The sequence below is a fragment of the Pseudomonas sp. R25(2017) genome (assembly GCF_002112565.1).
Lineage (GTDB): Bacteria > Pseudomonadota > Gammaproteobacteria > Pseudomonadales > Pseudomonadaceae > Aquipseudomonas > Aquipseudomonas ekonensis.
The window spans coordinates 98,837-123,509 of the sequence record NZ_NEHZ01000013.1 but is presented as its reverse complement, the minus strand read 5'-3'; the positions used below and the strand labels follow the sequence as shown (position 1 = coordinate 123,509).

The 24,673-nt window shown below is 65.2% G+C and carries 22 protein-coding genes; 11 read left to right on the top strand and 11 right to left on the bottom strand.

Annotated elements, in window-relative coordinates; genetic code table 11:
- Positions 1 to 7: 7 nt before the first annotated feature.
- Positions 8 to 400 (bottom strand): GFA family protein, encoded by a 393-nt coding sequence (locus CAG31_RS17890; protein ID WP_085583529.1) that lies wholly within the window; start codon positions 398 to 400, stop codon positions 8 to 10.
- A gap of 106 nt (positions 401 to 506) precedes the next feature.
- Between CAG31_RS17890 and CAG31_RS17885 the strand changes: the two genes are divergently transcribed.
- Both CAG31_RS17885 and CAG31_RS17880 read left to right on the top strand, forming a co-directional pair.
- The gene (locus CAG31_RS17885; RefSeq protein WP_085583527.1) at positions 507 to 1,655 is read left to right on the top strand and encodes a GGDEF domain-containing protein; all 1,149 of its coding nucleotides are present in this window, start codon (positions 507 to 509) and stop codon (positions 1,653 to 1,655) included.
- 52 nt (positions 1,656 to 1,707) lie between these two features.
- Complete coding sequence (locus CAG31_RS17880; protein ID WP_085583525.1) at positions 1,708 to 2,379, top strand: bifunctional 2-polyprenyl-6-hydroxyphenol methylase/3-demethylubiquinol 3-O-methyltransferase UbiG; 672 nt, start codon at positions 1,708 to 1,710, stop codon at positions 2,377 to 2,379.
- Between the two features lie 23 nt (positions 2,380 to 2,402).
- Here the strand turns inward: CAG31_RS17880 and CAG31_RS17875 are convergent, their stop codons facing one another.
- Together CAG31_RS17875 and CAG31_RS17870 are read right to left on the bottom strand one after the other, a co-directional pair.
- Positions 2,403 to 3,557 (bottom strand): NnrS family protein, encoded by a 1,155-nt coding sequence (locus CAG31_RS17875; protein ID WP_085583523.1) that lies wholly within the window; start codon positions 3,555 to 3,557, stop codon positions 2,403 to 2,405.
- On the bottom strand, positions 3,550 to 3,807 hold the full coding sequence (locus CAG31_RS17870) for a transmembrane sensor/regulator PpyR (RefSeq protein ID WP_085583521.1): 258 nt from the start codon (positions 3,805 to 3,807) through the stop codon (positions 3,550 to 3,552). Before CAG31_RS17870 ends, CAG31_RS17875 begins: the two co-directional genes overlap by 8 nt.
- Before the next feature lie 252 nt (positions 3,808 to 4,059).
- Between CAG31_RS17870 and CAG31_RS17865 the strand changes: the two genes are divergently transcribed.
- From CAG31_RS17865 to CAG31_RS17855, 3 genes are all read left to right on the top strand, one after another.
- The gene (locus tag CAG31_RS17865; RefSeq protein WP_085583519.1) at positions 4,060 to 4,563 is read left to right on the top strand and encodes a VOC family protein; all 504 of its coding nucleotides are present in this window, start codon (positions 4,060 to 4,062) and stop codon (positions 4,561 to 4,563) included.
- A gap of 35 nt (positions 4,564 to 4,598) precedes the next feature.
- On the top strand, positions 4,599 to 5,432 hold the full coding sequence (locus tag CAG31_RS17860; protein WP_085583517.1) for an AraC family transcriptional regulator: 834 nt from the start codon (positions 4,599 to 4,601) through the stop codon (positions 5,430 to 5,432).
- Between the two features lie 189 nt (positions 5,433 to 5,621).
- Positions 5,622 to 9,272, top strand: a complete 3,651-nt coding sequence (locus CAG31_RS17855) for a hypothetical protein (protein ID WP_139831362.1) — start codon at positions 5,622 to 5,624, stop codon at positions 9,270 to 9,272.
- A 56-nt stretch (positions 9,273 to 9,328) separates the two neighbouring features.
- On the opposite strand, the gene CAG31_RS17850 is transcribed toward CAG31_RS17855, so the two are convergent.
- Positions 9,329 to 9,916: a LysE family translocator gene (locus CAG31_RS17850; RefSeq protein WP_085583513.1), complete on the bottom strand. Its 588-nt coding sequence runs from the start codon at positions 9,914 to 9,916 to the stop codon at positions 9,329 to 9,331.
- A gap of 170 nt (positions 9,917 to 10,086) precedes the next feature.
- On the opposite strand from CAG31_RS17850, the gene CAG31_RS17845 reads away from it, so the two are divergent.
- Positions 10,087 to 10,707, top strand: coding sequence for a LysE family translocator (locus CAG31_RS17845; RefSeq protein ID WP_085583511.1), 621 nt, complete (start codon positions 10,087 to 10,089; stop codon positions 10,705 to 10,707).
- 4 nt (positions 10,708 to 10,711) lie between these two features.
- Here CAG31_RS17845 and CAG31_RS17840 read toward each other — a convergent pair whose 3' ends face one another.
- Positions 10,712 to 11,611: an AraC family transcriptional regulator gene (locus CAG31_RS17840; protein ID WP_170930024.1), complete on the bottom strand. Its 900-nt coding sequence runs from the start codon at positions 11,609 to 11,611 to the stop codon at positions 10,712 to 10,714.
- A 194-nt stretch (positions 11,612 to 11,805) separates the two neighbouring features.
- Here CAG31_RS17840 and CAG31_RS17835 point away from each other — a divergent pair, with 194 nt between their 5' ends.
- Positions 11,806 to 12,489, top strand: a complete 684-nt coding sequence (locus tag CAG31_RS17835; protein ID WP_085583507.1) for a type 1 glutamine amidotransferase domain-containing protein — start codon at positions 11,806 to 11,808, stop codon at positions 12,487 to 12,489.
- A 34-nt stretch (positions 12,490 to 12,523) separates the two neighbouring features.
- Here the strand turns inward: CAG31_RS17835 and CAG31_RS17830 are convergent, their stop codons facing one another.
- Positions 12,524 to 12,940 carry a VOC family protein gene (locus CAG31_RS17830; protein WP_085583505.1) on the bottom strand — a complete coding sequence of 139 codons (417 nt, stop codon included), beginning with the start codon at positions 12,938 to 12,940 and terminating at the stop codon, positions 12,524 to 12,526.
- A 109-nt stretch (positions 12,941 to 13,049) separates the two neighbouring features.
- Between CAG31_RS17830 and CAG31_RS17825 the strand changes: the two genes are divergently transcribed.
- Both CAG31_RS17825 and CAG31_RS17820 read left to right on the top strand, forming a co-directional pair.
- Complete coding sequence (locus tag CAG31_RS17825) at positions 13,050 to 14,132, top strand: bifunctional transcriptional activator/DNA repair enzyme AdaA (protein ID WP_085583503.1); 1,083 nt, start codon at positions 13,050 to 13,052, stop codon at positions 14,130 to 14,132.
- Positions 14,133 to 14,232: 100 nt separating this feature from the next.
- Positions 14,233 to 14,850, top strand: coding sequence for a DNA-3-methyladenine glycosylase (locus CAG31_RS17820; RefSeq protein ID WP_085583501.1), 618 nt, complete (start codon positions 14,233 to 14,235; stop codon positions 14,848 to 14,850).
- Between the two features lie 304 nt (positions 14,851 to 15,154).
- On the opposite strand, the gene CAG31_RS17815 is transcribed toward CAG31_RS17820, so the two are convergent.
- The 3 genes from CAG31_RS17815 to CAG31_RS17805 form a co-directional block, all read right to left on the bottom strand.
- The gene (locus CAG31_RS17815; RefSeq protein WP_085583499.1) at positions 15,155 to 16,441 is read right to left on the bottom strand and encodes an ATP-binding protein; all 1,287 of its coding nucleotides are present in this window, start codon (positions 16,439 to 16,441) and stop codon (positions 15,155 to 15,157) included.
- Positions 16,442 to 17,149 (bottom strand): winged helix-turn-helix domain-containing protein, encoded by a 708-nt coding sequence (locus CAG31_RS17810; protein WP_085583498.1) that lies wholly within the window; start codon positions 17,147 to 17,149, stop codon positions 16,442 to 16,444.
- A gap of 144 nt (positions 17,150 to 17,293) precedes the next feature.
- Positions 17,294 to 17,902 carry a tRNA-(ms[2]io[6]A)-hydroxylase gene (locus tag CAG31_RS17805; RefSeq protein ID WP_085583496.1) on the bottom strand — a complete coding sequence of 203 codons (609 nt, stop codon included), beginning with the start codon at positions 17,900 to 17,902 and terminating at the stop codon, positions 17,294 to 17,296.
- A 158-nt stretch (positions 17,903 to 18,060) separates the two neighbouring features.
- Here CAG31_RS17805 and CAG31_RS17800 point away from each other — a divergent pair, with 158 nt between their 5' ends.
- Positions 18,061 to 18,924 (top strand): universal stress protein, encoded by an 864-nt coding sequence (locus tag CAG31_RS17800; RefSeq protein WP_085583494.1) that lies wholly within the window; start codon positions 18,061 to 18,063, stop codon positions 18,922 to 18,924.
- A 120-nt stretch (positions 18,925 to 19,044) separates the two neighbouring features.
- On the opposite strand, the gene CAG31_RS17795 is transcribed toward CAG31_RS17800, so the two are convergent.
- On the bottom strand, positions 19,045 to 19,515 hold the full coding sequence (locus CAG31_RS17795) for a DUF1289 domain-containing protein (RefSeq protein WP_085583492.1): 471 nt from the start codon (positions 19,513 to 19,515) through the stop codon (positions 19,045 to 19,047).
- 467 nt (positions 19,516 to 19,982) lie between these two features.
- Here CAG31_RS17795 and acnB point away from each other — a divergent pair, with 467 nt between their 5' ends.
- The gene (gene acnB, locus CAG31_RS17790; RefSeq protein ID WP_085583490.1) at positions 19,983 to 22,592 is read left to right on the top strand and encodes a bifunctional aconitate hydratase 2/2-methylisocitrate dehydratase; all 2,610 of its coding nucleotides are present in this window, start codon (positions 19,983 to 19,985) and stop codon (positions 22,590 to 22,592) included.
- A 418-nt stretch (positions 22,593 to 23,010) separates the two neighbouring features.
- Here acnB and CAG31_RS17785 read toward each other — a convergent pair whose 3' ends face one another.
- Positions 23,011 to 24,657: a SulP family inorganic anion transporter gene (locus tag CAG31_RS17785; RefSeq protein ID WP_085583488.1), complete on the bottom strand. Its 1,647-nt coding sequence runs from the start codon at positions 24,655 to 24,657 to the stop codon at positions 23,011 to 23,013.
- Between the last annotated feature and the right edge of the window lie 16 nt (positions 24,658 to 24,673).

The following is a 24,673-nucleotide window of genomic DNA, read 5'->3' as shown; positions in this document are numbered from 1 at the left end:
GGTTCACCTACCCTTCCTCGCGCCCCGTCCCTTCGCGGTCGCGCGGGTAGTGCCTGGCCAGCGCGAACGCCGGCAGCCACGATTCGCGCCGCACCGTCCACAGCTCATAGGTCGGCTGCAGCTGGTCTGGCGCATCGAGCGAGCCCAGGTTCACTTCGATTTCGTCGCCCGAGCGGGAGAACACCGACGAGCCGCAGCGCGGGCAAAAGAATCGCCCGCCGTAGCTGCCGGACTGGCCGGTGACCGTCACTGCGCCCTCGGGAAAGATCGCCGACGCATGGAACAGCGCGCCATGGAGCTTGCGGCAATCGAGGCAGTGACAGATGCCCACCCGGTAAGGCCGGCCCGTCGCTTCGATACGGACTTCGCCGCACAGACAACCGCCCGTGAACCGATCCATGCTGCACCTCCGCAAAATGGAATATCCGGTGAGTGAAAATAGCAGGCGCCGGGGCGAACGCTTACAATCGTGCGCCTTTTCACCTCCCACGCAGGCCCGCCCGTCCATGGCGCTCGACCCCCTCACGATGCTGACCATTTCCACCGCCCTGGCTGCGGCGGCGGCCCTTTACCTGGCGGTCGAATGGCGCAGCATCCGCGAAGCCTCGCTGCTGTGCTGGAGCGCGGGCTTCGCCACCATCACCGTGGGCTCGACCCTCGCCCTGCTGCGCAGCGGCGGCTATCTGCTGATCGGCATCTGGTTCGCCAACGGCTTGCTGGTGGTCGCCCACTGGCTGTTCCTGCTGGGGGTGGCGCGGTTCACCCGCCAGCGCCTGTCGGGAGGCTGGTACTTGATCGTCCCGGCCTGGCTCGGCCTGCTGTGGCTGCCGGATGACGCCTTGTGGTCGAAGGTCATGCTGATGAGCAATTCGCTGCTGGTGGCCCTGGTCACCCTGCGGGCGAGTTTCCTGCTGCGCCCCCACGGCAAGTCGCTGAGCATCGGCGCCGTGCAACTGCGCTATGTGCTGCTGATCCACGGGCTGTTCTATGTGGCCAAGGCCCTGACGGCGGTGGTGCCGGGCACGCTGATCGACCTCGCGGCCCTGCGCGGCGAGATCATTCAGATCTCCCTGGTCGAGGGCGCGATGGCGATCATGCTGATCGCCCTGTCGATGACCGGCACCGAACGCCACCGCCGGGAAACCCAGATCGCGCGGCTGGCGGCGCAGGATCCGTTGACCGGCCTCTACAACCGCCGCGCCCTGGAAGTGCAGGCGCCGCGCCTGCTGGACGGCGTCTCCAGCGCCCGGCCCGGTGCGCTGCTGCTGATCGACATCGACCATTTCAAACTGGTCAACGACCTGTACGGCCACGTCGCCGGCGACCGTCTGCTGGTAACGCTCAGCGAGCTGATCCGCGCGGCGCTGCCCGAAGGCGCGCTGGCGGCGCGGTTGGGCGGGGACGAGTTCGTCATCCTGACGGGCGACGCGTCCCACGAGCGGATCATGGCGCTCGGCGGCACCCTGCGCGAACGGTTCCACGCCGCCGCCACGCAGGACTTCGCCACCCCGCAGGCCGTGACCCTGAGCATCGGCGCCAAGATCTTCGAGCATCCGCCGGCCAGCCTGGCGGCGCTGATCGAGCAAGGCGACAGCGCGCTCTACGCCTCTAAACGCGGCGGCCGCAACAGCCTGCGGGTGGCCGATCACAGCTAGCCTTTGGCCGATGGCCTATGCTTGCCGGCAGTCCACGATAGAGGAGCCCGCGATGCCCACCCCCGAAGCCGCCCTCCTGCACAGCTGGCACCAGAACGCTGCGGCCTGGATCTGCGCGGTGCGCAGCGGCGCCATCGAGAGCCGCCGCACCGTCACCGACCAGGCGATCCTGCTGGCGATCCTCGGCAGGCAGCCCGAACGCGTGCTCGACCTGGGCTGCGGCGAAGGCTGGCTGCTGCGGGCCTTGAGCGAAAGAGGGATCGAGGCGGTGGGCGTGGACGGCGACGCCACGCTGGTGGAGGCCGCACGGGCGGCGGGCTCTGCGCCGGTGCATGTGGCCAGCTATGACGAACTGGCGGACGGCCGGGTGGACATCGGTCACGGCTACGACCTGATCTGCGCCAACTTCTCCCTGCTGCACCAGGACATCATCCCGCTGCTCGCCGCCCTGAACGCCCTGCTCGCCCCCGGCGGCGCGCTGGTGATCCAGACGCTGCACCCTTGGGCCGCAGCGGCCGGCGACTATCAGGACGGCTGGCGCGAAGAGTCGTTCGCCGGGTTCAAGGGGCACTGGCAACCGATGCCGTGGTACATGCGCACCCTGTCGAGCTGGACCTGCGCACTGGACATGGCCGGTTGGCGGCTGGCCGAACTGCGCGAACCCCAGCACCCGCAAAGTCCCGTGCCGCAGTCGCTGCTGCTGGTGGCCGAACGGCGGGACTGAGACGGCGCAGTGCCCCAGCGGCCCTAGACCCTCGGCCTGAACAGAATCCCGGTATAGCGCAGCAGGAACAAGCCGAAGGCGGCGCACCAGAGCAACACCGACAAGCCCAGGCCCAGGCTGGAGAACGGCACGACCCACACCCGGCAGGCCGCCGCGGCCAGCACCAGCGCAAACCCGGACACCATGCCTTTGGGCGGTTGCAACAGACGCCCGGTGTGCCCGAGGCAGACCCTGGCGATCATCGCCAGAATCAGCCCGCCCACCCCGCCGACCGCCAACGCATGGGTGGCCAGGCTCTGCTGCCCGATCAGCTCCAGGTGCCACAGCGCCATGGCCAGGGTCGCCAGCGCCATCCAGCCATAGGCCAGGTACAGCGACCACAGCAGCGGCACGCGCCACAGTCCGCGGTCATGCCAACGGATCAGGCGCCACACCTGCAAACCGCCGACAAGGACAAACGCCGCCGCCAGCCACAGGCTCGGCGAATCGTTGAGGCCGGCGGCGAAGGTCACGGCGATCAGCAGGCTGGCGGGCAGCAACAGCCGCGTCGGCCATGCACCGGCCGGCGGCGCGGGCGGCCGGTTCAAGCCGCGCTGGATGAAGAACGGCAGCACCCGCCCGCCGATCACGGTCATCAGCGCCGCGATCAGCCACAGCGCGGCCAGCACGCCCTGACGTTGCAGACCGGCGTCATCCAAGTGAAGGCCGGACAGGGTCAGCGCCTGACAGCCCGCCATCAACGCCAGCACCAGCACGATCGGGTAGTTGTCCCGCTTGCGCGCAGCGATCAGATCCCGTCCCAGCAGCCCCGCCAGCAAGGGCAGAAATGCCCCTTGCACCAGCAGCACCGCACCGGCGGGCAATGGCACCCACCACGCCAGACGCCCCGCCAGCCAGACCGACACCAGCGCGATCAGCGGCCATCCGCGCAGGGGCGCAATGCCCGTCCAGTTCGGCACCGCCGTCAGCAAAAAGCCGCCGACGATCGCCGCTGCGAACCCGAACGGCATCTCATGGCGGTGCCAGGCCAGCATGCCGCCCGCAGGTTGCAGGGCAAGCCAATGGCCGTGCAGCCACAGACCCCAGACCATCACCGCCAGCACGGCAAACCCGGCCCCGGCGAGAAACAGCGGCCGAAAGCCGACACTGAACAGCGGCGCATCGGACAGGTTACGCATGGCAAGCCTCCGCTGGCGCATGCACAAGCCCCAAGCGACGCTCCGAGACCAGCCGCATCACGTAGCCGATCTTGAGCAGGGTCGGCCCGATGACGGTCAAGGCATGCATCGTCACCAGCAACCCGAGCGGCAAGTGCCCTTGATGCAGATAGGCCCCGTAGAGGCCGACCGACAGCAAGGCCAGGCCGGCGACAAGCACGCGGCTCGACAGGCGCAGGACGTTCAGCGGACTTTCGAAGAAAGCGAGCATTTTTCGTATCCTCGTGCGGCTGGATGTGTGCCTGGAACGTTACAACTCCCGTGCCAGTTTCAAGGCCCCGTCAAATCAGGGCCTTGGCAGCGACTGAGTCGATATGACTCGAATCCGACATGGTCATTAGGACTACCAATAGAGTCATAACGACCAAACCATGACCTTGCGACCGATCTGCGGCATCCCGCACGTCCCCCGGACTGACTACGCTGTTAATCCAGCGTGTCTAACCTGCCGAGGACAACCGCCATGCAACGTTTCCAGAAACTCACGCCTTGCCTGTGGTTCGACGACCAGGCCGAAGCGGCGGCGAAGTTTTACTGCTCGATCTTCGATCACTCGAAAATCACCGCCGTCACCCACTACGGCAAGGCCGGCCAGGAATTCCACAAGCGCCCGGAAGGCTCGGTGATGACCGTCAGCTTCGAACTCGACGGCCAAAGCTTCACCGGCCTCAACGGCGGGCCGGTGTTCACGTTCAACGAGGCGGTGTCGTTCCAGGTCAATTGCCAGACCCAGGACGAGATCGACCACTTCTGGGGCAACCTGTCTTCCGGGGGACCTTCGCAGGCGCAGCAGTGCGGCTGGCTCAAGGACAAGTTCGGGGTGTCGTGGCAGATCGTGCCGGTGGCGTTCATGCACATGATGCAAGACCCCGACACGGCCAAGACCCAACGGGCGATGCAGGCCATGCTCGGGATGAGAAAGCTCGACATCGCTGAACTTGAGCGGGCATTCGCCGGCCAGAGCTAATACACTCCAGCCCTGGCCTGCCGGGATCCACGACGATGAGACACAGTGCCGCCAAGCACCCTGAGAAAGCGCCGCGCTTCTGGCGCGACGACGCCCTGCCCTTCATCGAGGCGCGGGCCATCGCCGATGGCCGGGACGTCTGCTACGCCCGGCACTCCCATGCGCACTTCTCCATCGGCGCCATCACCGCCGGGCGCAGCACCTATGTGCACGAGCAATCGCAGCACGAGGTCGCCGCCGGCACCGTGGTGCTGATGAACCCGGGCGACGTGCATGCCTGCAACCCGATCGACGACCAGCCCTGGTCGTACCTGATGCTGTACGTGGAAACCCCTTGGCTGACCGACCTGCAGCACCAGTTGGGGTTCAGCGCCGACCTTGAGTTCCGGCGCTTCTGCGCCACCCGTTCAAATGATCCCGGCCTGTTCCGCGATCTTCAGGCGCTGTACCGCATCCTCGTCGACGACCAGCAAGACGTGCTGCGCAAAGAGAGCGCGGCGGTGGAGTTCTTCAGCGACCTGCAAACCCGACTGAACCCTGCGGCGGCGCCCGTGCGCGAGCCGAACAGCAAGCTCGAACACGCGGCCGCCTTCATCCGGGCACATTGCACGCAACTGCTCAGCCTCGACGACATCTGCGCGGCGGCGCAATTGTCGCCCTCGTACCTGATCCGCGCCTTCAAGCAGCATTACGGCATGACGCCCCACGCCTATGTGGTCAATCAGCGCATTCAGTTCGCCCGGGAGCGCCTGCGCAGCGGGCAGTTGATCGCCGACGTCGCATTGGAGGCGGGATTTGCCGATCAGGCGCACTTTCAGCGGGTGTTCAAACAGCACTTGGCGGCGACGCCGGGGCAATATCGCGGATGATGGCCTTAGTTATCCGCAGCCGATAACTTCCGGTTAAACATTGCCGCGACCCTCAACTGCCCGCCCATATTCAGCCGCCGCAACCCCACACTTCACTTGAGACTTACAAGCCGAAACGATACTCACCCGTCAGGCAGTTCAAACTTACGTAGTCTGCGTCCACATCAAACACTCGGTACGGACGCCGACATGAAACACTGGTTCAATTTGCTGCACCCGCAAACATTATCTGTCGATCAGGCTGAAAGCCGGGCCATTGCCGCGACACTCAAGAGCGCAACTTCCCTGACGGCCCAGGCAGCAAGCCAGGCCATCGGCCCTACGCTTGAGTTCGAAACTCATCAGCAACCCGATGTTCGAGCATTAGGCACTTTCATCAATACGGGCAGCCGCTTCGACATCGCCCAACACTCGGCGAGGCAATTGCTCAGGCGAACAATTGCGCAGCAAACATTCAAGGCAGCCGACCATGACTTCTGGATAATGGTGAACCCGGCAGGTGAGGTTCATCGGGCCATTAACGTTCCAACCTCGCCGGCCCCCTCTCTGAAGTTGGAAGCGCTTGACCGTGCAACTTTCGCCAGCCAGAAGGGCAACATCGAACTCATCGCAAAGGCTGCTGCCCTCGCGGGCGGCGTCATTTCCTCGTCCAATGTCGTCCCGCTCGTCAATTGGCTGCAGTTTCACCAACTGAACGTGCCGAAGACTGTCGGTGACATACAGAACCTGATTGCACTGCTGACACTTGAACTGCCGACGCCCCCGCTGCACGGCAATTACTGGGGTGACGTCCAACAGGCCGGCGAGCCGACACTTTTCATCGATGAAGAGCAGCATTCAATCCTTCATCAGCACACCTACGGACTGACGAAAATGAGGAATACGTCTGCCCGGGAACCACTGATCAGTTACCTGAGCAAGGCGCTTTACGAAAAGAGAACCTCAACGTTTCTGCGCGAATACCCACGAGAAAGTTGGGCACTGCTGTTGGAGCTCCCGTTTATCAAGCAAATCGCCCAATCGTACATCGAGGCACTGGGACTTGACGCATCGTCAGCCGAAACCGACTTGCCGGTTGAACTGTACAGCCGGGTACTGGTATCCGCCATCATCGAGGACCTCGACCTTGGCACGCATGACAAGAACACCGATTTTCGCCGCACCCTGCTGTATGCCCGCTCCAATGCGCAAGCCAACGTCTACCAGGTACGGGAAGGAATAAAGGACTGGTTGAGCGGCGTCGACGAAGCCGCTCTCCCCTTGGCAATTGAACTGATACTCGCAGGACTGGCGCCGGAGTTTCTGGTTGATGCCCCCGTGTCCGTGACGATCGGCTCACTGGAGTGGGTCACGCTGCGCAGATCGGTCATGCTGACGGAAAGCATTGCTCCAGGCCTGTCCCGAAACCTGTCGTATGCACAGTTGATGGAACTGGGAGCGATTGCGCCCGCCAGCCCTCAGCAGCAGATTCTCCACGACTGGGTGACATTGCAGGGCATCAAGGACTGGGCAACGGTCAACGACCTGGAGGACGATGCGCACAGCGATGCGGAACAGGACCTCGTGAAGAATGCGCTGACGCAATACTCGGCACACGCCAGAACGCTCGAAGAAGCCCATGACGCAATGGGCGCTCGCCCCGTCAATCGCCGCCTGCTGGCAACAGACCAACTGTCGCTTTACAAGCAAGACCCCATGGAAATGCTGTCCGTATGGGCGCCACTGAACAGCTACTCCTCAGAGTCGCTTATCGATCTCTATCTGGCAGGCGTGTTGAAAGAGAAACGGTACGACAGAAGGCTGGGCACCAGCATTTACAAAGAGAATCCCGACCTCCTGACGCTGCCGCCCATCAACGACCTGTACGCCGCGCGGACGAAGGCACATACCGAACGCTACAAGGCCGCCATTGCGACGATGCTGCGCCTGGCGATGTCGCGCTTGCCGAACGATGACCGGATCGCGCTTGAGCGTGGAAAAATCGGCCTCTATTACGTGCGCAAGAATCTGTCCCGAACCCTCGACGGCGGAGCCGATCTGCGTGAAAACCAGATCGCGGGTTTCGGCGTTGTTGTTCTCTGCCGGCACGACAGCCAGATCCGTTGCGTTGAAGTGTTCCCCCACCAAGGCCTGTGCCGCGCCAATCCGGCACTGGCCCAAGCTTATGTCAAAGGCTACGTGCTGGACGAAAGCGGGGGCTGGTTCTCCAAAGGCCCGAACGGCAACAACGATGATTTCAAAGCATTGACCCACATGAGAGTCGCCGACTTCGACACGCGGGCTTACTTTGCGGGCGGCTCGCCAGACGGCCCACTGGTATACGACGTCACGAACATGGGAATGGAGCGCTTCGCCGAACTCGACTACAACGACGGCCCGCAGCCCTTCTCCTTCAGCCCCATGAGCAGTTTCCGTTCGGCACGGTTCGAACAGATCAGCCGACTGATAGCCGAACACCGCTCTCCGCTGACCTACGAACATTTCTACGCCATCGCCTACGACAAGACCGGTATCGAAGAACGGAACGAGGCCATCAGCAACACGTTCGACACCATCCTGAACACCGTCATCCCTTTCAAAGGCTGCATCGAAGACCTGGCGTCCGGCGACCCGGATCGGCGAAGCGGTGCCCTCTTCAGCTGCATCATGGACGTCACTGCCGTCGTCACCGTTTTTGCGGGCGGAGCCGGACTGTTCACCAAAGCCCTGGCCAGCAGTTCCAGACTGTTGAACCTGAGCAAGGTGGCCGCACGTTCGTTGCTGTCGCTGTTCAACCCACTGGACGGCGTGCCGCAGTTGATTCACGGCGGCGCCAAACTCGTCGGCCAGACCGCGCTGAAGCTCAACCACCTGGGCAAGGCCATGACCCGCACCGGCGCCGACCAGTTGCGCTTGTTCACCGGCGGCAGCGGCGCCTATGACCTGATCAAGGCCTTGGACAAGACCGGCTCCGCCGCCCAGATCCGCATGACCCTTGGGACCGTGGCGCATGGGCGTGCGCTGTTCAGGGACGAAACGCTGGAAACCGCCGGGCAGGTGCTCAAGCGGTTGGGCGACAAGGCCCTGCCGCCCGACGGTATTCCCCTGTCGGAGTTGGATCATTTGTTCGAAAAGGCTCTGATCGAAGCCTCGGCGAAATTGCAACCGGCCCAGGCACTGAAGGCCTTGATCGGCAAGCAACCCTTGCAGGAACTGCTGGGCGGCATCAAGTCGACCTACTTCAAGCACTACGAAACCGCGCGAAAAACCACGAACGTGGTCGAGTCGATGGAAGCGTTGGTCACCATCGACGTCAAAAACATCAATGCCCTGAACGAACACCATCGAACGTTGCTGACGTCGGAAGGCCTGAGCGACGCCAAGTATCACCAGGTGTACGAAGAAGGGCGATTCAACCCCACCGGCCTGACCGATGATGCGGACCGAGCGACAGCCTGGATCCTCAATGCCTCCAGCTCCAAAGGCAATGAGTTCGCAACGCTCAAGGCGCTGCTGCTCGAGTACAGCGGCAACGGCCTGGCGCTGAGCGATCCGGCGGTGGTGCGGGAACTGCACAAACGCCTCGTCCCCACCGTTCCGGCTCTGCGGACACCGAAACCCGAGACGGGCTACCCGTCTTCCATCAGCGGCAGCATCATGCTCGACCGGCATCTGCCAAGGCTGGATGCTGGCCATGAACACTTCGGCAAACAGCTGTACGGTGCGGTCACGGGCTTCCATGCCTTCACCGACGGCAACGGTCGCACCGCCCGGACCCTGTACGCGATCCACGAGTTGCGCGCCAATCGCTTCAGCCCGTTGGCGCCCGCCTCAGAGGGGGCATTGAGCGGCCTGGCCTAACGCCAGCTCAGCGAGGCCCTTGCCCTGTCGAACCGGGCAAGGGCCGCGCGCGAAACTTACGGAATCAGCAGATACACCGCACTCCCCGCCAGCAACACCGCCATCGTCCGGTTGAACAGGCGCATCCCGGCGGGATTCTCCAGATAGCCGCGCAGGAACGTCCCGGCATACGCCCAGCACCCCACCGACAGGTAGCAGATCACCAGGTACACCGCCGCGAACTGCCACACCAGCCGTGCCTCGCCATCGGCGACGAACGCGCCCATCCCGGCCACGCAGGCCAGCCAGGCCTTGGGGTTGAGCCACTGCATGACAGCGCCGTACAGCATCGACGGCGCACGCTGCGCCTCCCCCGCGCCCAGTTTTCCGTCATCGGTGAACAGTTTCCAGGCCATGAACAGCAGGAACGCCACCCCGGCCACCTGCACCCCCCGCGTCAGCGCCGGCCACAGCCTCAGCACTTCGTGCAGGCCCAGCCCCATCAGCACCAGCAACAGCACGAAGCCCAGGGTCGCCCCGGCCACATGCCGCTGACTGGCCAGAAAGCCGAACCGCGCCCCCGCCCCCAACGCCACAATGTTCACCGGCCCCGGCGTAATCGACGCCACCAGGGCGAACGCCGCCATCGACACCATCAGACTCATCGCACACCTGTTCCCTTTCCGTTGAACCGGTCGTCACCCTAACCGCCTGCACAACACCCGTATTGAACAAAACACCCCTGGCCTGTACCGCGACGGCCGCGCCTGACTGTATGGGTTCGAACGCACGCGCCCCGTGGTAAAAAGGCACACCCGCCACCGGAGCCACCGCCATGGACCTCGCCACCCTCACCTTGTTCCTGCCCGCCTGCTTCGCCCTGAACATGGCGCCCGGCCCGAACAACCTGCTGTCGGTCAGCAACGCCACCCGCTACGGCTACCGCCGCGCCTGCGTGGCCGGAATCGGCCGGCTGCTGGCGTTCGCCGGGATGATCGCCCTGGCGGCGGCGGGCCTGGCGGTGGTGCTGCAGACGTCCGAGCTGCTGTTCTACGGGATCAAGATCCTCGGCGCCGGCTACCTGCTGTACCTGGCCTGGCAGTTGTGGCGGGCCGAACCGACGGCGCACAGCAGCGCCGACGCGGCGCCCAACGGGATCCTGGCCCTGGCCCGCCAGGAATTCCTGGTGGCGGCGGGCAACCCCAAGGCGATCCTGATCTTCACCGCGTTCCTGCCGCAGTTCGTCGATCCGGCCCGGGCGATCACCCCGCAATTCATGGTGCTGGGCCTGCTGTTCCTGGCGCTGGAATGGATCGCCATCAGCGCCTACGCCTACATGGGCCTGCACATGCGGCGCTGGTTCGCCGAACCGCGCGGCAAAAGGATCTTCAACCGCTGCTGCGCGGGGCTGCTGTCGGCGGCGGCTTCGGTGCTGCTGATGGCCAAACGCGCCTGAGGGCTCACTCGGCAGCTTCGGACGGTTGCCGAGCGATGGCGGACGGCGGGCAGCCGAACAGCCGCTTGAACTCCCGGCTGAACTGCGTCGCGCTGGCGTAACCCACCTCGTAGGCCGCCTGGGCGCTGCCGAACCCTTGCTGCACGATCAACTGACGGGCCCGGTGCAGGCGCAGATTCTTGAGGTACTGCATGGGCGCGTGGCCCGTCACCTCGCGAAAGGCCTGGTGGTAGCCCGACTGGCTCATGCCGGCCTCTGCCGCCAGCGCCGCCACGGAGAACGGCGCGGCGGGGTCGCGGTACAGGCTGTCGATCGACCGCCGCACCCGCCCCAACCGGCCCTGCCGGGACACCAGCGAGCGCAGGCATTCGCCGGCCGGGCCGAGCAGCATCTGGTAGTGCAACTCGCGCAGCAGAGCAGCGCCGAGCACCCGGGTGTCCATCGGCGACGCCAGCGCCGCCAGCAAGCGATTCAAGGCATCCAGCAGGCCGGGCGTCATGTCGGTGATCATCATCCCCCGCTCGCCCGGATTCGCCGACGCCTGAGGCGGCGCGTCCATGGTCAGCAGCAATTCGCTGACCAGGCTGCTGTCGATCCGCACCGCCACCGCCAGCATCGCACCGTCGGGGCCCACCTGCGTGTCGCAGTCGAACGGCATGGGCACCGTCACCACCAGGCACTGGCCGGCGTGGTAGGTGTAGGTCTCTGCGCCCAGGTAACCGCGCTTCATCCCTTGGGCCAGCAGGACGAAGCTCGGCTCCTGCAGCACCGGTGCCTTGGGCTGCGAAGTGTCGGCGCGCATGTAGGTGATGCCGTCCAGCGGCGCGGCGGTGAAACCGTCGTTGGCCGCCAGGCTGCGCAACCGGTCGATCAATAGCTGGCGTACGTTCGCCCCGTCCGTCATGTGCCTTGCCACCCGTCGATATCCACGAAAGTCCCATGGTAGGCCAGCGAACGCGCGGCGGGCGAGCCCGGCGCCGTGTGCCTGGAGGATTGGGCAAGCCATTTGGGATTTTGTGTATTGGGCCGCCCGCCGACGGCTTCTAGACTTCACCGGCAGTGCGACGACCGTCGCTCATTCACAAGAGGAGTCTTGCGATGTCCAGGAAAATTCTGGTTGTGCTGACCAGCGTCGAGAAGTACCCCAACCTGAACCGCGCCACCGGCCTGTGGCTGGGCGAAGCGGTGCATTTCGTCAAGAAGGTCGAGGCGGCGGGCTACACCGTGGACTACACCAGCCCTCAGGGCGGCTACACCCCGATCGATCCCCACAGCCTGGCCATGGCCGAGCCGGTGGACTGGGCGTGGTATCACGACAAGGCCTTCATGAACCGGCTCGGCGCCACCCTGCCGGCCAGCCAGGTCAATGCCGCGGACTACGTGGCGATCTACTACGCCGGCGGCCACGGGGTGATCTGGGACTTCCCCGACAACCCCGACCTGCAGAAGCTCAGCGCGGCGATCTATGAGAACGGCGGCTACGTGTCGTCGGTCTGCCACGGTGCGGTGGGCCTTTTGAACATCACGCTGTCCGACGGCCAGGCGCTGGTCAAGGACAAGCAGGTGACCGGGTTCTCCAACGAGGAAGAGCGCCTGGCCGAACTGGACCAGTACGTGCCCTTCCTCACCGAAGACGAACTGGTCAAGCGCGGCGCCCGCTACGTCAAGGCCGACCAGCCGTGGGCCGCCTACGCGGTGGCCGACCGGCGCGTGATCACCGGCCAGAACCCGGCGTCGGGCGGCGCGGTGGCGGACCTGCTGCTCAAGGAACTGGCCCTCTGAACCGGCCGGGGCGACAGCGGAGGTCGCCCTCCCTTCACTCGGCCTGCGACGGCCCCTTGAGTTCGACCTGGTTGCCGTCCGGGTCAAAGCAGTACAGCGACAGGCCGTTGCCCTCGGCGCCGAAGCGCGTCGCGGCCTTCTCCACCGTGAGGCCGGCCGATTGCAGGTGCTCGGTGATCGCCTGCTCATCGAACGGCTCGATGCGCAGGCAGAAATGGTCGACGTTGCGCCGCTCGGCGCCGGCGGCGGCACCGCCCTTGCGGCCGATCTCGCCGTTGAGGTCGACCAGGTCGATCATCGAGGTGCCGGCGCGCAAGTGCACCAGGCCCAGCTTCTCGTTGCGCTTGACCAGCTCGGCGCCGAAGACCCGGTCGTAGAACTCGATGCTGCGCTGAAGGTCCGCCACCCGCAGCACGATGTGGTCGATGCGTTGAATCGTAAAAGGCGTCATGCATTCAATCCTTGGGCTGAAACGACCCGCCCACTCTAGTGCAACCGCGAAAAAATTCACTGTCGATTTTTCGGTGGAGCCATCGCAAAAGCGGATTTATCCTCGGCCCATGAACATACAGACCGCTGTCCTGCCGCCCCACGCCGAAATGGTTCGCGCCATGCTCGAACGCGACACCGCCTATGAAGGCGTGTTCTTCACGGCCGTGAAAACCACCGGGATCTTCTGCCGCCCCAGCTGCACGGCGCGCAAGCCGAAACCGGAGAACGTCGAGTTCTTCGCCCACGCCGACGATTGCCTGTCCGCCGGTTACCGCGCCTGCCTGCGCTGCAAACCGCTGGACGCCGCCGCCATCGCCCCGGACTGGGTGCAGCGGCTGCTCAAGGCCGTGGACGCCGACCCGGAGCTGCGCTGGAGCGATGCGCAACTGCTCGCCGAGGGCATTGAGCCGCTGAAGCTGCGGCGCTGGTTCAAGCAGCATTTCGGCATGACCTTCCACGCCTGGCTGCGCACCCGCCGGCTCGGCATGGCCCTGGGCGGCATCCGCCAAGGGACGTCCATCGACCATGCCGCGTTCGATTCCGGCTACGAATCCCTGAGCGGCTTTCGCGATGCGTTCCAGAAATCGTTCCACATCACGCCGGGGCTTGCGGCGGCCAGCGAGCCGCTGCTGTTCACCCGCCTGACCACACCGCTGGGGCCGATGATCGCCATGGCCGAGCGCCGTGGGCTGGTGCTGCTGGAGTTCCTCGACCGGCCGGCGCTGACCCGGGAGGTCGAAGACCTGCAGAACCGCTTCGGCTATGTGGTCGCACCGGGGCACAACGACCATCTGCGGCGGATCGAAGCGCAACTGGCACAGTATTTCGCCGGGCAGCTCCACGAGTTCACGGTGGCGCTGCACCTGCCCGGCAGCGAGTTCGCCCGTCAGGTGTGGGCCGAACTGCTGCAGATCCCCTACGGGCACACGAGCACCTACGGCGCCATCGCCGCCCGCCTGGGCAAGCCGGGCGCCAGCCGTGCGGTGGGCCTGGCCAACGGGCACAATCGGCTGTCGATCGTGGTGCCCTGCCATCGGGTGATCGGCGCGGACGGCTCGCTGACCGGCTATGGTGGAGGACAGCCGCGCAAGGCGTTCCTGCTCAGGCTGGAAAACGCCGCCGTGCAACTCACGCAGCCATTGGCCTTCTGACCGGGCCGCCACACCGCCAAGGATTTCCATGAGAACGCTCGACACCCGCCGCGAAAAGGCGTTAGCCCGTGGCGAAGCCAAAGGCCGACGGAAATAGACCATGCCTGACGCCTATCAACCCGCCACCGCCTTCCTGGCCGGCCTAGACGCAGACTGGAAGCGCCACATCGCCGCCGTCGGCCCCTGCCTGCATCAGCCCCACCCGGCCCGCGACCCTTGCGAGTCGCTGGTGCGGGCGATCGCCTATCAGCAACTGCACGCCAAGGCCGGGGATGCGATCGTCGGGCGATTGGTGGGGTTGTTTGCGGACCGGGCGTTTCCCCGCCCGGAGCAGATCCTCGCGACCGATTTCGACCGGCTGCGCAGTTGCGGGTTTTCGGCGGGCAAGATCGCGACGATCCAGGGCATCGCCCAGGCCACGCTCGACGGCGTGGTGCCGGACTACGCCACAGCGCTGGCGATGGACGACGAGGCGCTGATCGAACGCCTGGTCAGCCTGCGCGGGGTCGGGCGCTGGACGGTCGAAATGCTGCTGATCTACAGCCTGGAACGGCCCGACATTCTGCCGGCGGACGATTTCGGCGTGCGCGAAGGCTACCGGCGGCTCAAGGGCCTGGAGGCGCAGCCGACCCGCAAGCAGATGATCGAGATCGGCTCCGCCTGGAGCCCGCACCGCACCGTGGCGGCCTGGTACCTGTGGCGGGTGCCGACCCGCTAGACCGCGTCATCGTTCATCGCCGGCAAGCCGGCTCCCACAGGACTCAGCAGCGGCCGTAGATTCTGCGCCCCACCGCAAAAACCTGTAGGAGCTTGCCTGCAAGCGATGAGGCCGGCGCTGCCGACATCTGCAGTGGCTGACCCACCGCCATCGCCAGCAGGCTGGCTCCCACAGGTTCCGCATCCACCCGCAATTCCTGTGGGAGCTGGCTTGCCAGCGATGAGGCCAGCACTGCTGATATCTGTGTTGCCTGACCCACCGCCATCGCCAGCAGGCTGGCTCCCACAGGGAACGGCGGCGCCGGTCAGTCCTGGTGCGCCCAGGTCATGCGGAACGACGCCCCGCCCCACGCCGAATCCCCGACCTCGACCTGCCCGCCATGGGACTGCGACACCCGCCGCACCAGCGCCAGGCCGAGGCCGAAGCCGCCGGTGCGGCGGTCGCGGCTGGCGTCCAGGCGCGAGAACGGTTCGAAGATCTTTTCCCGGCCCGCCAGCGGCACGCCCGGTCCGTCGTCGTTGACCTGCACCTCGTACTGATCGCCGCTGCGCGACAGCGACACCTCCACCCGCCACTCGGCGTACCGGATGGCGTTGCGCAGCAGGTTGATCACTGCCCGCGCCATGAACCGCGGCTCGATCCGCACTTCGTCGACCCCGCACTCGCGGATCACCAGTTGCACCCCGGCCGCCTCGGCCTCCAGCGCCACGCTTCCGACCACACTCTCCAGCCAGTTGAAGGCCTGAATGTTCTCCCGGGTGATCACCGTCGCGCCGCGCTCAAGGCTGGCGTAGGTGAGCAGTTCGGACACCATCTCCTCCAGTTCGCCCAGGTCGGCGTACATGTCGGCGATCAGTTCTCGACGCTGCCCCGCCTCAGGCTGCTGCTTGAGCTGGTCGAGCTCGAACGACAGCCGCGCGATCGGCGTGCGCAGCTCGTGGGACACCGCATTGGTCAGTTCGCGCTGGTTGGCGATCAAGGTTTCGATCCGCGCGGCCATCAGGTTGAAGTGCCCGGCCAGGTCGCGGATGTTCGAACGCTTCGACAGCTGGATCCGCGCCGACAGGTCGTTGTCGCCGAAACGCACCGCCGCCAGGCGCAGCTTCTCCAGGTCGCGCCAGTGCGGGCGCACCCAGAAGAACAGGACGATGCCGATCATCACCGCCACCATCAGGTAGGCGCCGACGATGTAGAACGGCATCAGGCTCGGCTCGCCGGGCAAGCGGATGCTGAGCAACTGCGTGCCGCCGTCGATGGACGCGATGTAGCGCATGTATTTGTCGCGGATGACCAGCAGGCCCTGGGCCAGTTCGGCCTGTTCCTTGTCGGTCAGGCCCAGCTCGCCGGCCTCGACCAGCGTCAGCTCCAGGCCGTAGTGCGGACGGATGGATTGCAGCAGCGCCTCGCGGCCCGGGCCGTCCAGCCCGCGCAACTGTTCGCCCAGGGTCCAGGCCTGGCCGCGGACGGCTTCGCGGTTGTAGTCCTGCATCTGGTAGTCGAGCAGCGCATCGAAGGTGTGCTCCACCGTCTGCAGCGCCAGCACCAGCCCGATGGTCATCACCACGAACAGCCCGAGGAATAGCCGCAGCATCTACAACTCCCACGCGAACGGATTGAACAGATAACCCTTGCCCCACACGGTCTTGATGCACACCGGCTCGCGGGGGTTGTCGTTGAGCTTGCCGCGCAGCTTGCTGATGTAGACGTCGACGCTGCGGTTGAGGCCGTCGAACGCGATGCCGCGCATGCGGTTGAGGATCTCGTCGCGGGACAGGATCTTGCCGGCGGCGCTGGCCAGCAGCCACAGCAGCTCGAATTCCATGGTGGTGAGCTCGACCGCCTCGTCCCCCAGACGCACCTCGCGACGGCTGCGGTCGATGGCCAGGTGGCCGAACGTCAGCGCGTTGCACACGCCGGCGTCCGGCACCTGACGCCGCTGCAGCGCCCGCAGGCGGGCCAGCAGCACCGGCGGCTTGATCGGTTTGATCACGTAATCGTCGGCGCCGGACTCCAGGCCCAGGATATGGTCGAGGTCGTCTTCCTTGGCGGTGAGGATGACGATCGGCGTGTCCGACACGCTGCGGATCTCACGGCACACGTGCAGGCCGCTCTGCCCCGGCAGCATCAGGTCGAGCACCACCACCTTGGGCCTGAATTCGACGAACGCGGCCACCGCCAGATCGCCGCGGTGCACCGTGCGCACCTCGTAGCCGTGCTGTCGCAGAAAATGCGCGATCAGCGTGGCCAGGCGCTCATCGTCTTCCACCAGCAGGACTTTGCCAAAACCCAGGTTATCCATAACGACTGTCTGCCGACCTCTGTGAAGTGGGCGACATTATGGCGGCAATCGGTGTCCGGGCGGTTACCGTGGGCAGCAAAAACCGGCCGCAAGGGCCGGTTTCCTGTGATGTTTCATCGTCTTAAGAGTTTTTTACAAGTACCGTCACGCGGCGCTCGGCACGCCGCTGTGGAAGCGGAACTCCACGTCCGGCGATTCGATCAGGTCCTGCTCGACGGCCCGCACCTTCTCGATCACCTGGGCGATGTCCTTGGCGTCGCCGTACTGGTAGGCCAGTTTCAGGTAACCCTGAAAGTGCCGCGCCTCGCTCTTGAGCAGGCCGAAATAGAATTTGCCCAGCTCTTCGTCCAGGTGCGGCACCAGCGCCTCGAACCGCTCGCAGCTGCGCGCCTCGATGAAGGCGCCGACCACCAGGGTGTCGACCAGCTTCACCGGCTCGTGGCTGCGCACCACCTTGCGCAGGCCCGAGGCGTAGCGGCCGGCATGCAGTTGGCGCAGTTCGACCTTGCGCCGCTTCATGATGCGCATCACCTGTTCGTGGTGCACCAGCTCTTCCCGGGCCAGGCGCGACATCATGTTGATCAGATCGACGTGGGAATGGTACTTGGCGATCAGGCTCAACGCGGTGCTGGCGGCCTTGAACTCGCAGTTCTTGTGGTCGATCAGCAGCGTCTCCTGATCGGCCAGCGCGGCCTGGACCCAGGCGTCCGGGGTGCGGCAGCCAAGGAATTCGTGGATTTCGGGAAGGTTCATGGGGCTCACGGGCAATGGGTATCAAGCGAAGGGCGCGATTATACCGGCCTGTCCGCAGACCACCAGCGGCCGCCATTGATATGCATCAAGCCGCAGGCGCGGGCGCAGCAACTATAGTTGTGCAACGCCGTGCCTTTTCATTGCTGGAGACTCCGCTCATGCAAGCCATTCGCAGCATTCTGGTGGTCATCGAACCCGAACACTCGGAAAGCCTGGCGCTCAAGCGCGCCAAGCTGATCGCCGGCGTGACCCAGGCCCACCTCCACCTGCTGGTGTGCGACAAGAAGCACGACCACGCCGGCATGCTCAGCGTGCTCAAGGCCGCGCTGCTGGCGGACGGCTACAGCGTCACCACCGAACAGGCGTGGAACGAAAGCCTGCACGAAACCATCATCGACGTGCAGCAGGCCGAAGGCTGCGGGCTGGTGATCAAGCAGCACTTCCCCGACAGTTCGCTGAAAAAGGCCCTGCTGACCCCGGCGGACTGGAAACTGCTGCGTCACTGCCCGACCCCGGTGCTGCTGGTGAAGACCGCCGGTTCCTGGAAGGACAAGGTGATCCTGGCCGCCGTCGACGTGGGCAACGCCGACGGCGAACACCGCCACCTGCACACCACCATCATCGACCACGGCTACGACATCGCCAGCCTGGCCAAGGGGCACCTGCACGTGATCAGCGCCCATCCGTCGCCGATGCTGTCGGCGGCCGACCCGACCTTCCAGCTCAAGGAAACCATCGAGGCGCGCTACCGCGAGCAGTGCCGGGCGTTCCAGGCCGAGTTCGACATCGATGAAGCGCACCTGCACATCGAGGAAGGGCCGGCCGACGTGCTGATCCCGTTCATGGCCCACAAACTGCAGGCGGCGGTGACCGTGATCGGCACCGTGGCCCGCACCGGGCTGTCCGGCGCACTGATCGGCAACACCGCCGAAGTGGTGCTCGATGCGCTGGAAAGCGACGTGCTGGTGCTCAAGCCGCAGGAGGTCGAGGATCATCTGGTGGAGCTGGCGGTCAAGCACTGAGGCTTGCGGCGCCCGGGCCGGCCTCATCGCTGGCAAGCCAGCTCCCACAGGTATCCCGGGTGTTTGCAGGATGTAGGTACACCACAAAACCCTGTGGGAGCCAGCCTGCTGGCGATGCCTTCAGTCGCCCAAGGCATCCTTGAGGAACCCGGGGGCGATGTAGCGCTGGTAGTGCGCCTCCGACAGCAGGAAGAACTCCCGGTCGATGGCGTCGCGCAACTCCGGCAGGTTCCAGTCGCGAAATTCCGGCATCAGCACCATCCCGTAGGCCTCCAGGTTGACGATCACCCGCGCGCCCCGGGCAATCAGCTGGTAGGCCCAGCAATATTCCGACTGGTGCGGCACGAAGCGGATCTTGCGCTGCTCCAGCTGCTGGCGCAGCAGCGCCCGGTCGAACACCTCGACCTTGCTCGCCATCACTTGTGACAGCAACTGCTCAAGACGCAGCCACACCGCGGTCTTCTGCTCCTCGCCGTAGCCGTTCCAGTGGATCACCTCATGATGGAAACGCTTGCAGCCGCGGCACACCAGGTCACCGTAAACGGTGGAGCAAAGGCCGACGCAGGGGGTCTTGATGGTCTGATTGGGCATAAGGGGGCAAAACACGGCAACGCGGAACAGGCCGGTATGGTAGCCCTTTGTCCGCCGTTGATCACCCCTCCGTTCGCAGGGTCAAGCGGCCGGCGGGCCCTGGGACGGGCCGTCCGACCCGCCACCAAAGTCCAATGCCGGCCGACTTACCTTTAATTTTTTTTTGCCGTAGAATCAGCCAGCCTTTTTAGGCGCCAATGTCCGTCAAGAAGCTGTTTTCAAAGCGTCACGAGCACAGTCGTTCCTTCAGAGCGGTGTTGGCGAACGGTTTTTCCAGCGGGGAAAAGCCCGACGCCAACCCTCATCAGCTCCCGTTCTGCAGGCGTAAAACTTTGAAAGCAGCTTCTGTAAGGAATGGTCGGTAATTCTGGCTAAGCGGCTCACAACGCCACGCAGCGCATGAATACGTCCATTTCGGGATGAGCGTCCCGGACACCCATTTGGGACCACTGATGAGGGTAATAACTGTGCTTGAAGCCTACCGCAAACATATCGAAGAGCGTGCAGCACTGGGTATCGTTCCCCAGCCGCTCAACGCCGAACAAACTGCAGGCCTGGTCGAGCTGCTGAAGAATCCCCCGGCTGGCGAAGAAGCCTTCCTCGTTGACCTGATCACCAACCGCGTTCCGCCAGGAGTGGACGAAGCCGCCTACGTCAAGGCCGGTTTCCTGTCCGCCGTCGCCAAGGGCGAAGCCAAATCCCCGCTGATCGACAAGAAACGCGCCGTCGAGCTGCTGGGCACCATGCAGGGCGGCTACAACATCGCCACCATGGTTGAACTGCTGGACGACGCCGAACTGGCTGCCGTCGCCGCTGAACAGCTCAAGCACACCCTGCTGATGTTCGACGCCTTCCACGACGTGGCCGAAAAAGCCAAGGCGGGCAATGCCCACGCCAAGGCCGTGCTGGAATCCTGGGCCGCCGGCGAGTGGTTCACCAACAAGCCTGCCATCGCCGACAAATACAGCCTGACCGTCTTCAAGGTCCCGGGCGAAACCAACACCGACGACCTGTCCCCTGCCCCGGACGCCTGGTCGCGCCCTGACATCCCGCTGCACGCCCTGGCCATGCTGAAAATGGCCCGTGACGGCATCGTGCCTGAGCAGCAAGGCGCCATCGGCCCGCTCAAGCAGATCGAAGAAGTCAAGGCCAAGGGCTTCCCGGTCGCCTACGTCGGCGACGTGGTCGGCACCGGTTCCTCCCGTAAGTCCGCCACCAACTCGGTGCTGTGGTTCTTCGGCGACGACATCCCTTACGTGCCGAACAAGCGCGCCGGCGGCTTCTGCTTCGGCTCCAAGATCGCTCCGATCTTCTACAACACCATGGAAGACGCCGGCGCCCTGCCGATCGAGTTCGACGTGTCGAACCTGAACATGGGCGACGTGATCGACGTCTACCCGCACGCCGGCAAAGTGTGCAAGCACGGCACCGACGACGTCATCACCACCTTCGAACTGAAGACCCCGGTGCTGCTGGACGAAGTCCGCGCCGGCGGCCGTATCCCGCTGATCGTCGGCCGTGGCCTGACCGAGAAGGCGCGCGCCGAGCTGGGCCTGGGCCCGACCGACCTGTTCAAGCTGCCTGAAGCGCCTGTCGACACCGGCAAGGGCTACACCCTGGCGCAGAAGATGGTCGGCAAGGCCTGCGGCCTGCCGAAAGGCAAAGGCGTGCGTCCCGGCACCTACTGCGAACCGAAGATGACCACCGTCGGTTCCCAGGACACCACAGGTCCCATGACCCGTGACGAACTGAAGGACCTGGCGTGCCTGGGCTTCTCCGCCGACCTGGTGATGCAGTCCTTCTGCCACACCGCGGCGTATCCGAAGCCGATCGACGTGACCACCCACCACACCCTGCCTGACTTCATCATGACCCGTGGCGGCGTTTCGCTGCGTCCGGGCGACGGCATCATCCACTCGTGGCTGAACCGCATGCTGCTGCCGGACACCGTGGGCACCGGCGGTGACTCGCACACCCGCTTCCCGATGGGCATCTCGTTCCCGGCCGGTTCCGGTCTGGTCGCGTTCGCCGCCGCCACCGGCGTCATGCCGCTGGACATGCCTGAGTCGATCCTGGTTCGCTTCAAGGGCAAGCTGCAGCCTGGCATCACCCTGCGTGACCTGGTTCATGCCATCCCTTACTACGCGATCCAGAAAGGCCTGCTGACCGTCGAGAAGAAAGGCAAGAAGAACGCCTTCTCCGGCCGCATCCTGGAGATCGAAGGCCTGGACGAACTGACCGTCGAGCAAGCGTTCGAACTGTCCGACGCCTCCGCCGAGCGTTCCGCCGCCGGCTGCACCATCAAGCTGCCGGAAAAGGCCATCGCCGAGTACCTGCAGTCCAACATCACCCTGCTGCGCTGGATGATCGGCGAAGGCTACGGCGATGCCCGCACCATGGAACGCCGTGCCCAGGCGATGGAAGCCTGGCTGGCCAACCCTGAGCTGATGGAAGCCGACAAGGACGCGGAATACGCCGAAGTCATCGAGATCGACCTGGCCGACATCAAGGAGCCTGTGCTCTGCGCGCCGAACGACCCGGACGACGCCCGTCTGCTCTCCAGCGTTGCCGGCGAGAAGATCAACGAGGTGTTCATCGGTTCGTGCATGACCAACATCGGTCACTTCCGCGCCGCCGGCAAGCTGCTGGATCAGGTCAAGGGCCAGCTGCCGACCCGTCTGTGGCTGTCGCCGCCGACCAAGATGGACGCTCACCAACTGACCGAAGAAGGCTACTACGGCATCTACGGCAAGGCCGGCGCCCGCATGGAAATGCCAGGCTGCTCGCTGTGCATGGGTAACCAGGCACGCGTTGAGCCGAACAGCACCGTGGTGTCGACGTCGACCCGTAACTTCCCGAACCGTCTGGGCGACGGCGCGAACGTCTACCTGGCTTCGGCTGAGCTGGCGTCCGTGGCTTCGATCCTGGGTCGCCTGCCGACCGTCGAGGAGTACATGGAATACGCCGGCAAGATCGACAGCATGGCGGCCGACGTTTACCGCTACCTGTCCTTCGACCAGATCGCCGAGTTCCGTGAGGCTGCTGCGAACGCCAAAATTCCGGTCGTTCAAGCCTAACGCTGCAAGGCAATGAAGAACGCCGCCCGTCGCGAGACGGGCGGCGTTTTTTTATGCCTTCAATCCCCCGTACAGGAGCCAGCCTGCTGACGATGCACCGGCACAGCCGACATCGCCAGCGCCTGACCCATCGCCATCGCCGGCAAGCCGGCTCCCACAGGTTGCTCCGTGAGCGCCAAAGAAACTGTGGGAGCCAGCCTGCTGGCGATGGGGCCGGCACATCCAGCATCCTCTCAGCCAGACACACCGCCATCGCGAGCAGGCTCGCTCCCACAGGATCGAAGGCGTTCGCCGATTCCGTGTACGCCAGAGCAAACTGTGGGAGCCGGCTTGCCGGCGATGGCGTCGGCATATCCAGCATCTCTCAGGCAGGCACCCCGTCATCGCGAGCAGGCTCGCCCCCACAGGGAATCATCGCTCAGGGCGCCAGATCGCGCGCCTTCTGCACCGCGCCGTCCACGCTCAACCCGCTCAGGATCACGCCATTGGCCTGGGTCTGCGGCAACGCATCCAGCGCTGCCAGCGCCTCGTGCTTGAGCCGGGCCAGAATCAGCCGCTTGCCCGCCTGATGCACCCGCACGAAGAACTCCTGCATCGCCTCAAGGCTGGTGCCGTCCAGGTCAGGAGACTCCTCAAGGCTGAGGATCACCGTGTGCACCGGCACCTGCGAGTGGCGGACCAGCCGCAACGCACCGCCCAGGATCCGTTCGACATTGGCGAAGAACAGCGCCTCGCCAGGCCGCACGATCAGCACGCCCGGCTCGGTGGCCGCCGTCGGATGGCGCTGAAGGTCGACAAAGTCATGGCCGCCGTCGATCCGCCCGAGCACCTGGATGTCCGCCGCCGACAGCTGCTTGAGCATCAGCAGCACACTGATGGCCACCGACACCAGCAAGCCGTCCAGCACCCCCAGCACCAGCACGGACGTCACCGCGCAGACCACCAGCACCCGGTCGCGCCGCCAGATGAAATAGCGCCCCAGCGGCTGCAGGCTCAAGCCCCTGCCCAGCGCGTGCATGACGATGGCCGCCAGCACCGGCTCCGGCGTCAGCGCAATCCACGGCAGCACGGTCAGCACGATGATCAGCACCGTCAGCGCCGCGATGCCGCCTGCCCAGCGTGACGTGGCGCCGGCGGCTTCGTTGGCCGAGGTCGCCGAATAGCCGGCCCCCACCGGCATGCCATGGAACAGGCCGGACAGCAGGTTGCCGGCGCCCAAGGCCAGCAAGTCGCGGTTGGAGGTCACGCGGTCGCCGTGCTTGAGCGCATACGCACTGATCGAACCGTAGGATTCGGCGTACAGGATCATCACCATGGCGAACGCCACCTCCCCCAGGCGCAGCCAGTCGGCGAACGGCAGCGCCGGCAGGTTGGGCACCTCCAGGCCCAGATCGATGGCGCCGATCAGCTTCACGCCGTGATCCGACAGGTTCAGCCATTGCCCGGCCGCAATGCCGATCACCACCACCAGCAGACCGCCGGGCACCCGGGGATGGCGCGAAAGCACCCCGAGCAGCACCAGCGCCGCGGCGCCGACAGCGGCGGACGGCCAGTTCCATTGCGGCAACTGCTCCAGCAACTGCGGGGCGAAACGCACCAGGTTGGCGTCCGTCAGGTGCACGCCGACCACGCTCGCCACTTGCTTGAGAATGATGGTCAGCGCCAGTCCGAAGGCAAACCCGCGCAGCACCGGCTTGGCGATGAAGGACGTGACGCTGCCGAAACGGAACGCCCCGGCCAGCAGAAACAGCGCGCCGGTGACCAGCACCAGCCCCACCGCCAGGGTCGAACGCAATTGCGGGTCGCCGTTGGCCAGGGTCGCCGTGGCCGCCGCCAGCACCGCCGCCGACGACGAGGTCGCCGAGACGATGGCGAAACGGCTGGAGCCCAGCAGTCCGTAGCACAGCAGGCCGGCGAACAGCGCGATCACCCCAGCCTGGGGCGCCAACGCGGCGATGGTCGAATAGGCCACGGCTTCGGGCAGCAGCAGGCCGGCGATCGATAGCCCGGCCAACAGGTCTTGCCAGCGGTTGGCAGGTGCGACGGAAGGGGGAACGCTCGACAATCCTCTGTCTCCAGGC

Excerpts from the sequence above, each read along its gene's own strand:
- CAG31_RS17845 (WP_085583511.1), top strand. The coding sequence starts at position 10,087 with ATGGACCTCGCCACCCTCACCTTGTTCCTGCCCGCCTGCTTCGCCCTG.
- CAG31_RS17835 (WP_085583507.1), top strand. The coding sequence starts at position 11,806 with ATGTCCAGGAAAATTCTGGTTGTGCTGACCAGCGTCGAGAAGTACCCC.
- CAG31_RS17795 (WP_085583492.1), bottom strand. The coding sequence starts at position 19,515 with ATGCCCAATCAGACCATCAAGACCCCCTGCGTCGGCCTTTGCTCCACC.
- CAG31_RS17865 (WP_085583519.1), top strand. The coding sequence starts at position 4,060 with ATGCAACGTTTCCAGAAACTCACGCCTTGCCTGTGGTTCGACGACCAG.
- CAG31_RS17885 (WP_085583527.1), top strand. The coding sequence starts at position 507 with ATGGCGCTCGACCCCCTCACGATGCTGACCATTTCCACCGCCCTGGCT.
- CAG31_RS17800 (WP_085583494.1), top strand. The coding sequence starts at position 18,061 with ATGCAAGCCATTCGCAGCATTCTGGTGGTCATCGAACCCGAACACTCG.
- CAG31_RS17880 (WP_085583525.1), top strand. The coding sequence starts at position 1,708 with ATGCCCACCCCCGAAGCCGCCCTCCTGCACAGCTGGCACCAGAACGCT.
- CAG31_RS17805 (WP_085583496.1), bottom strand. The coding sequence starts at position 17,902 with ATGAACCTTCCCGAAATCCACGAATTCCTTGGCTGCCGCACCCCGGAC.
- CAG31_RS17825 (WP_085583503.1), top strand. The coding sequence starts at position 13,050 with ATGAACATACAGACCGCTGTCCTGCCGCCCCACGCCGAAATGGTTCGC.
- CAG31_RS17855 (WP_139831362.1), top strand. The coding sequence starts at position 5,622 with ATGAAACACTGGTTCAATTTGCTGCACCCGCAAACATTATCTGTCGAT.
- CAG31_RS17860 (WP_085583517.1), top strand. The coding sequence starts at position 4,599 with ATGAGACACAGTGCCGCCAAGCACCCTGAGAAAGCGCCGCGCTTCTGG.
- CAG31_RS17890 (WP_085583529.1), bottom strand. The coding sequence starts at position 400 with ATGGATCGGTTCACGGGCGGTTGTCTGTGCGGCGAAGTCCGTATCGAA.
- CAG31_RS17870 (WP_085583521.1), bottom strand. The coding sequence starts at position 3,807 with ATGCTCGCTTTCTTCGAAAGTCCGCTGAACGTCCTGCGCCTGTCGAGC.
- CAG31_RS17815 (WP_085583499.1), bottom strand. The coding sequence starts at position 16,441 with ATGCTGCGGCTATTCCTCGGGCTGTTCGTGGTGATGACCATCGGGCTG.
- CAG31_RS17830 (WP_085583505.1), bottom strand. The coding sequence starts at position 12,940 with ATGACGCCTTTTACGATTCAACGCATCGACCACATCGTGCTGCGGGTG.
- CAG31_RS17820 (WP_085583501.1), top strand. The coding sequence starts at position 14,233 with ATGCCTGACGCCTATCAACCCGCCACCGCCTTCCTGGCCGGCCTAGAC.
- CAG31_RS17875 (WP_085583523.1), bottom strand. The coding sequence starts at position 3,557 with ATGCGTAACCTGTCCGATGCGCCGCTGTTCAGTGTCGGCTTTCGGCCG.
- CAG31_RS17840 (WP_170930024.1), bottom strand. The coding sequence starts at position 11,611 with ATGACGGACGGGGCGAACGTACGCCAGCTATTGATCGACCGGTTGCGC.
- CAG31_RS17850 (WP_085583513.1), bottom strand. The coding sequence starts at position 9,916 with ATGAGTCTGATGGTGTCGATGGCGGCGTTCGCCCTGGTGGCGTCGATT.
- CAG31_RS17810 (WP_085583498.1), bottom strand. The coding sequence starts at position 17,149 with ATGGATAACCTGGGTTTTGGCAAAGTCCTGCTGGTGGAAGACGATGAG.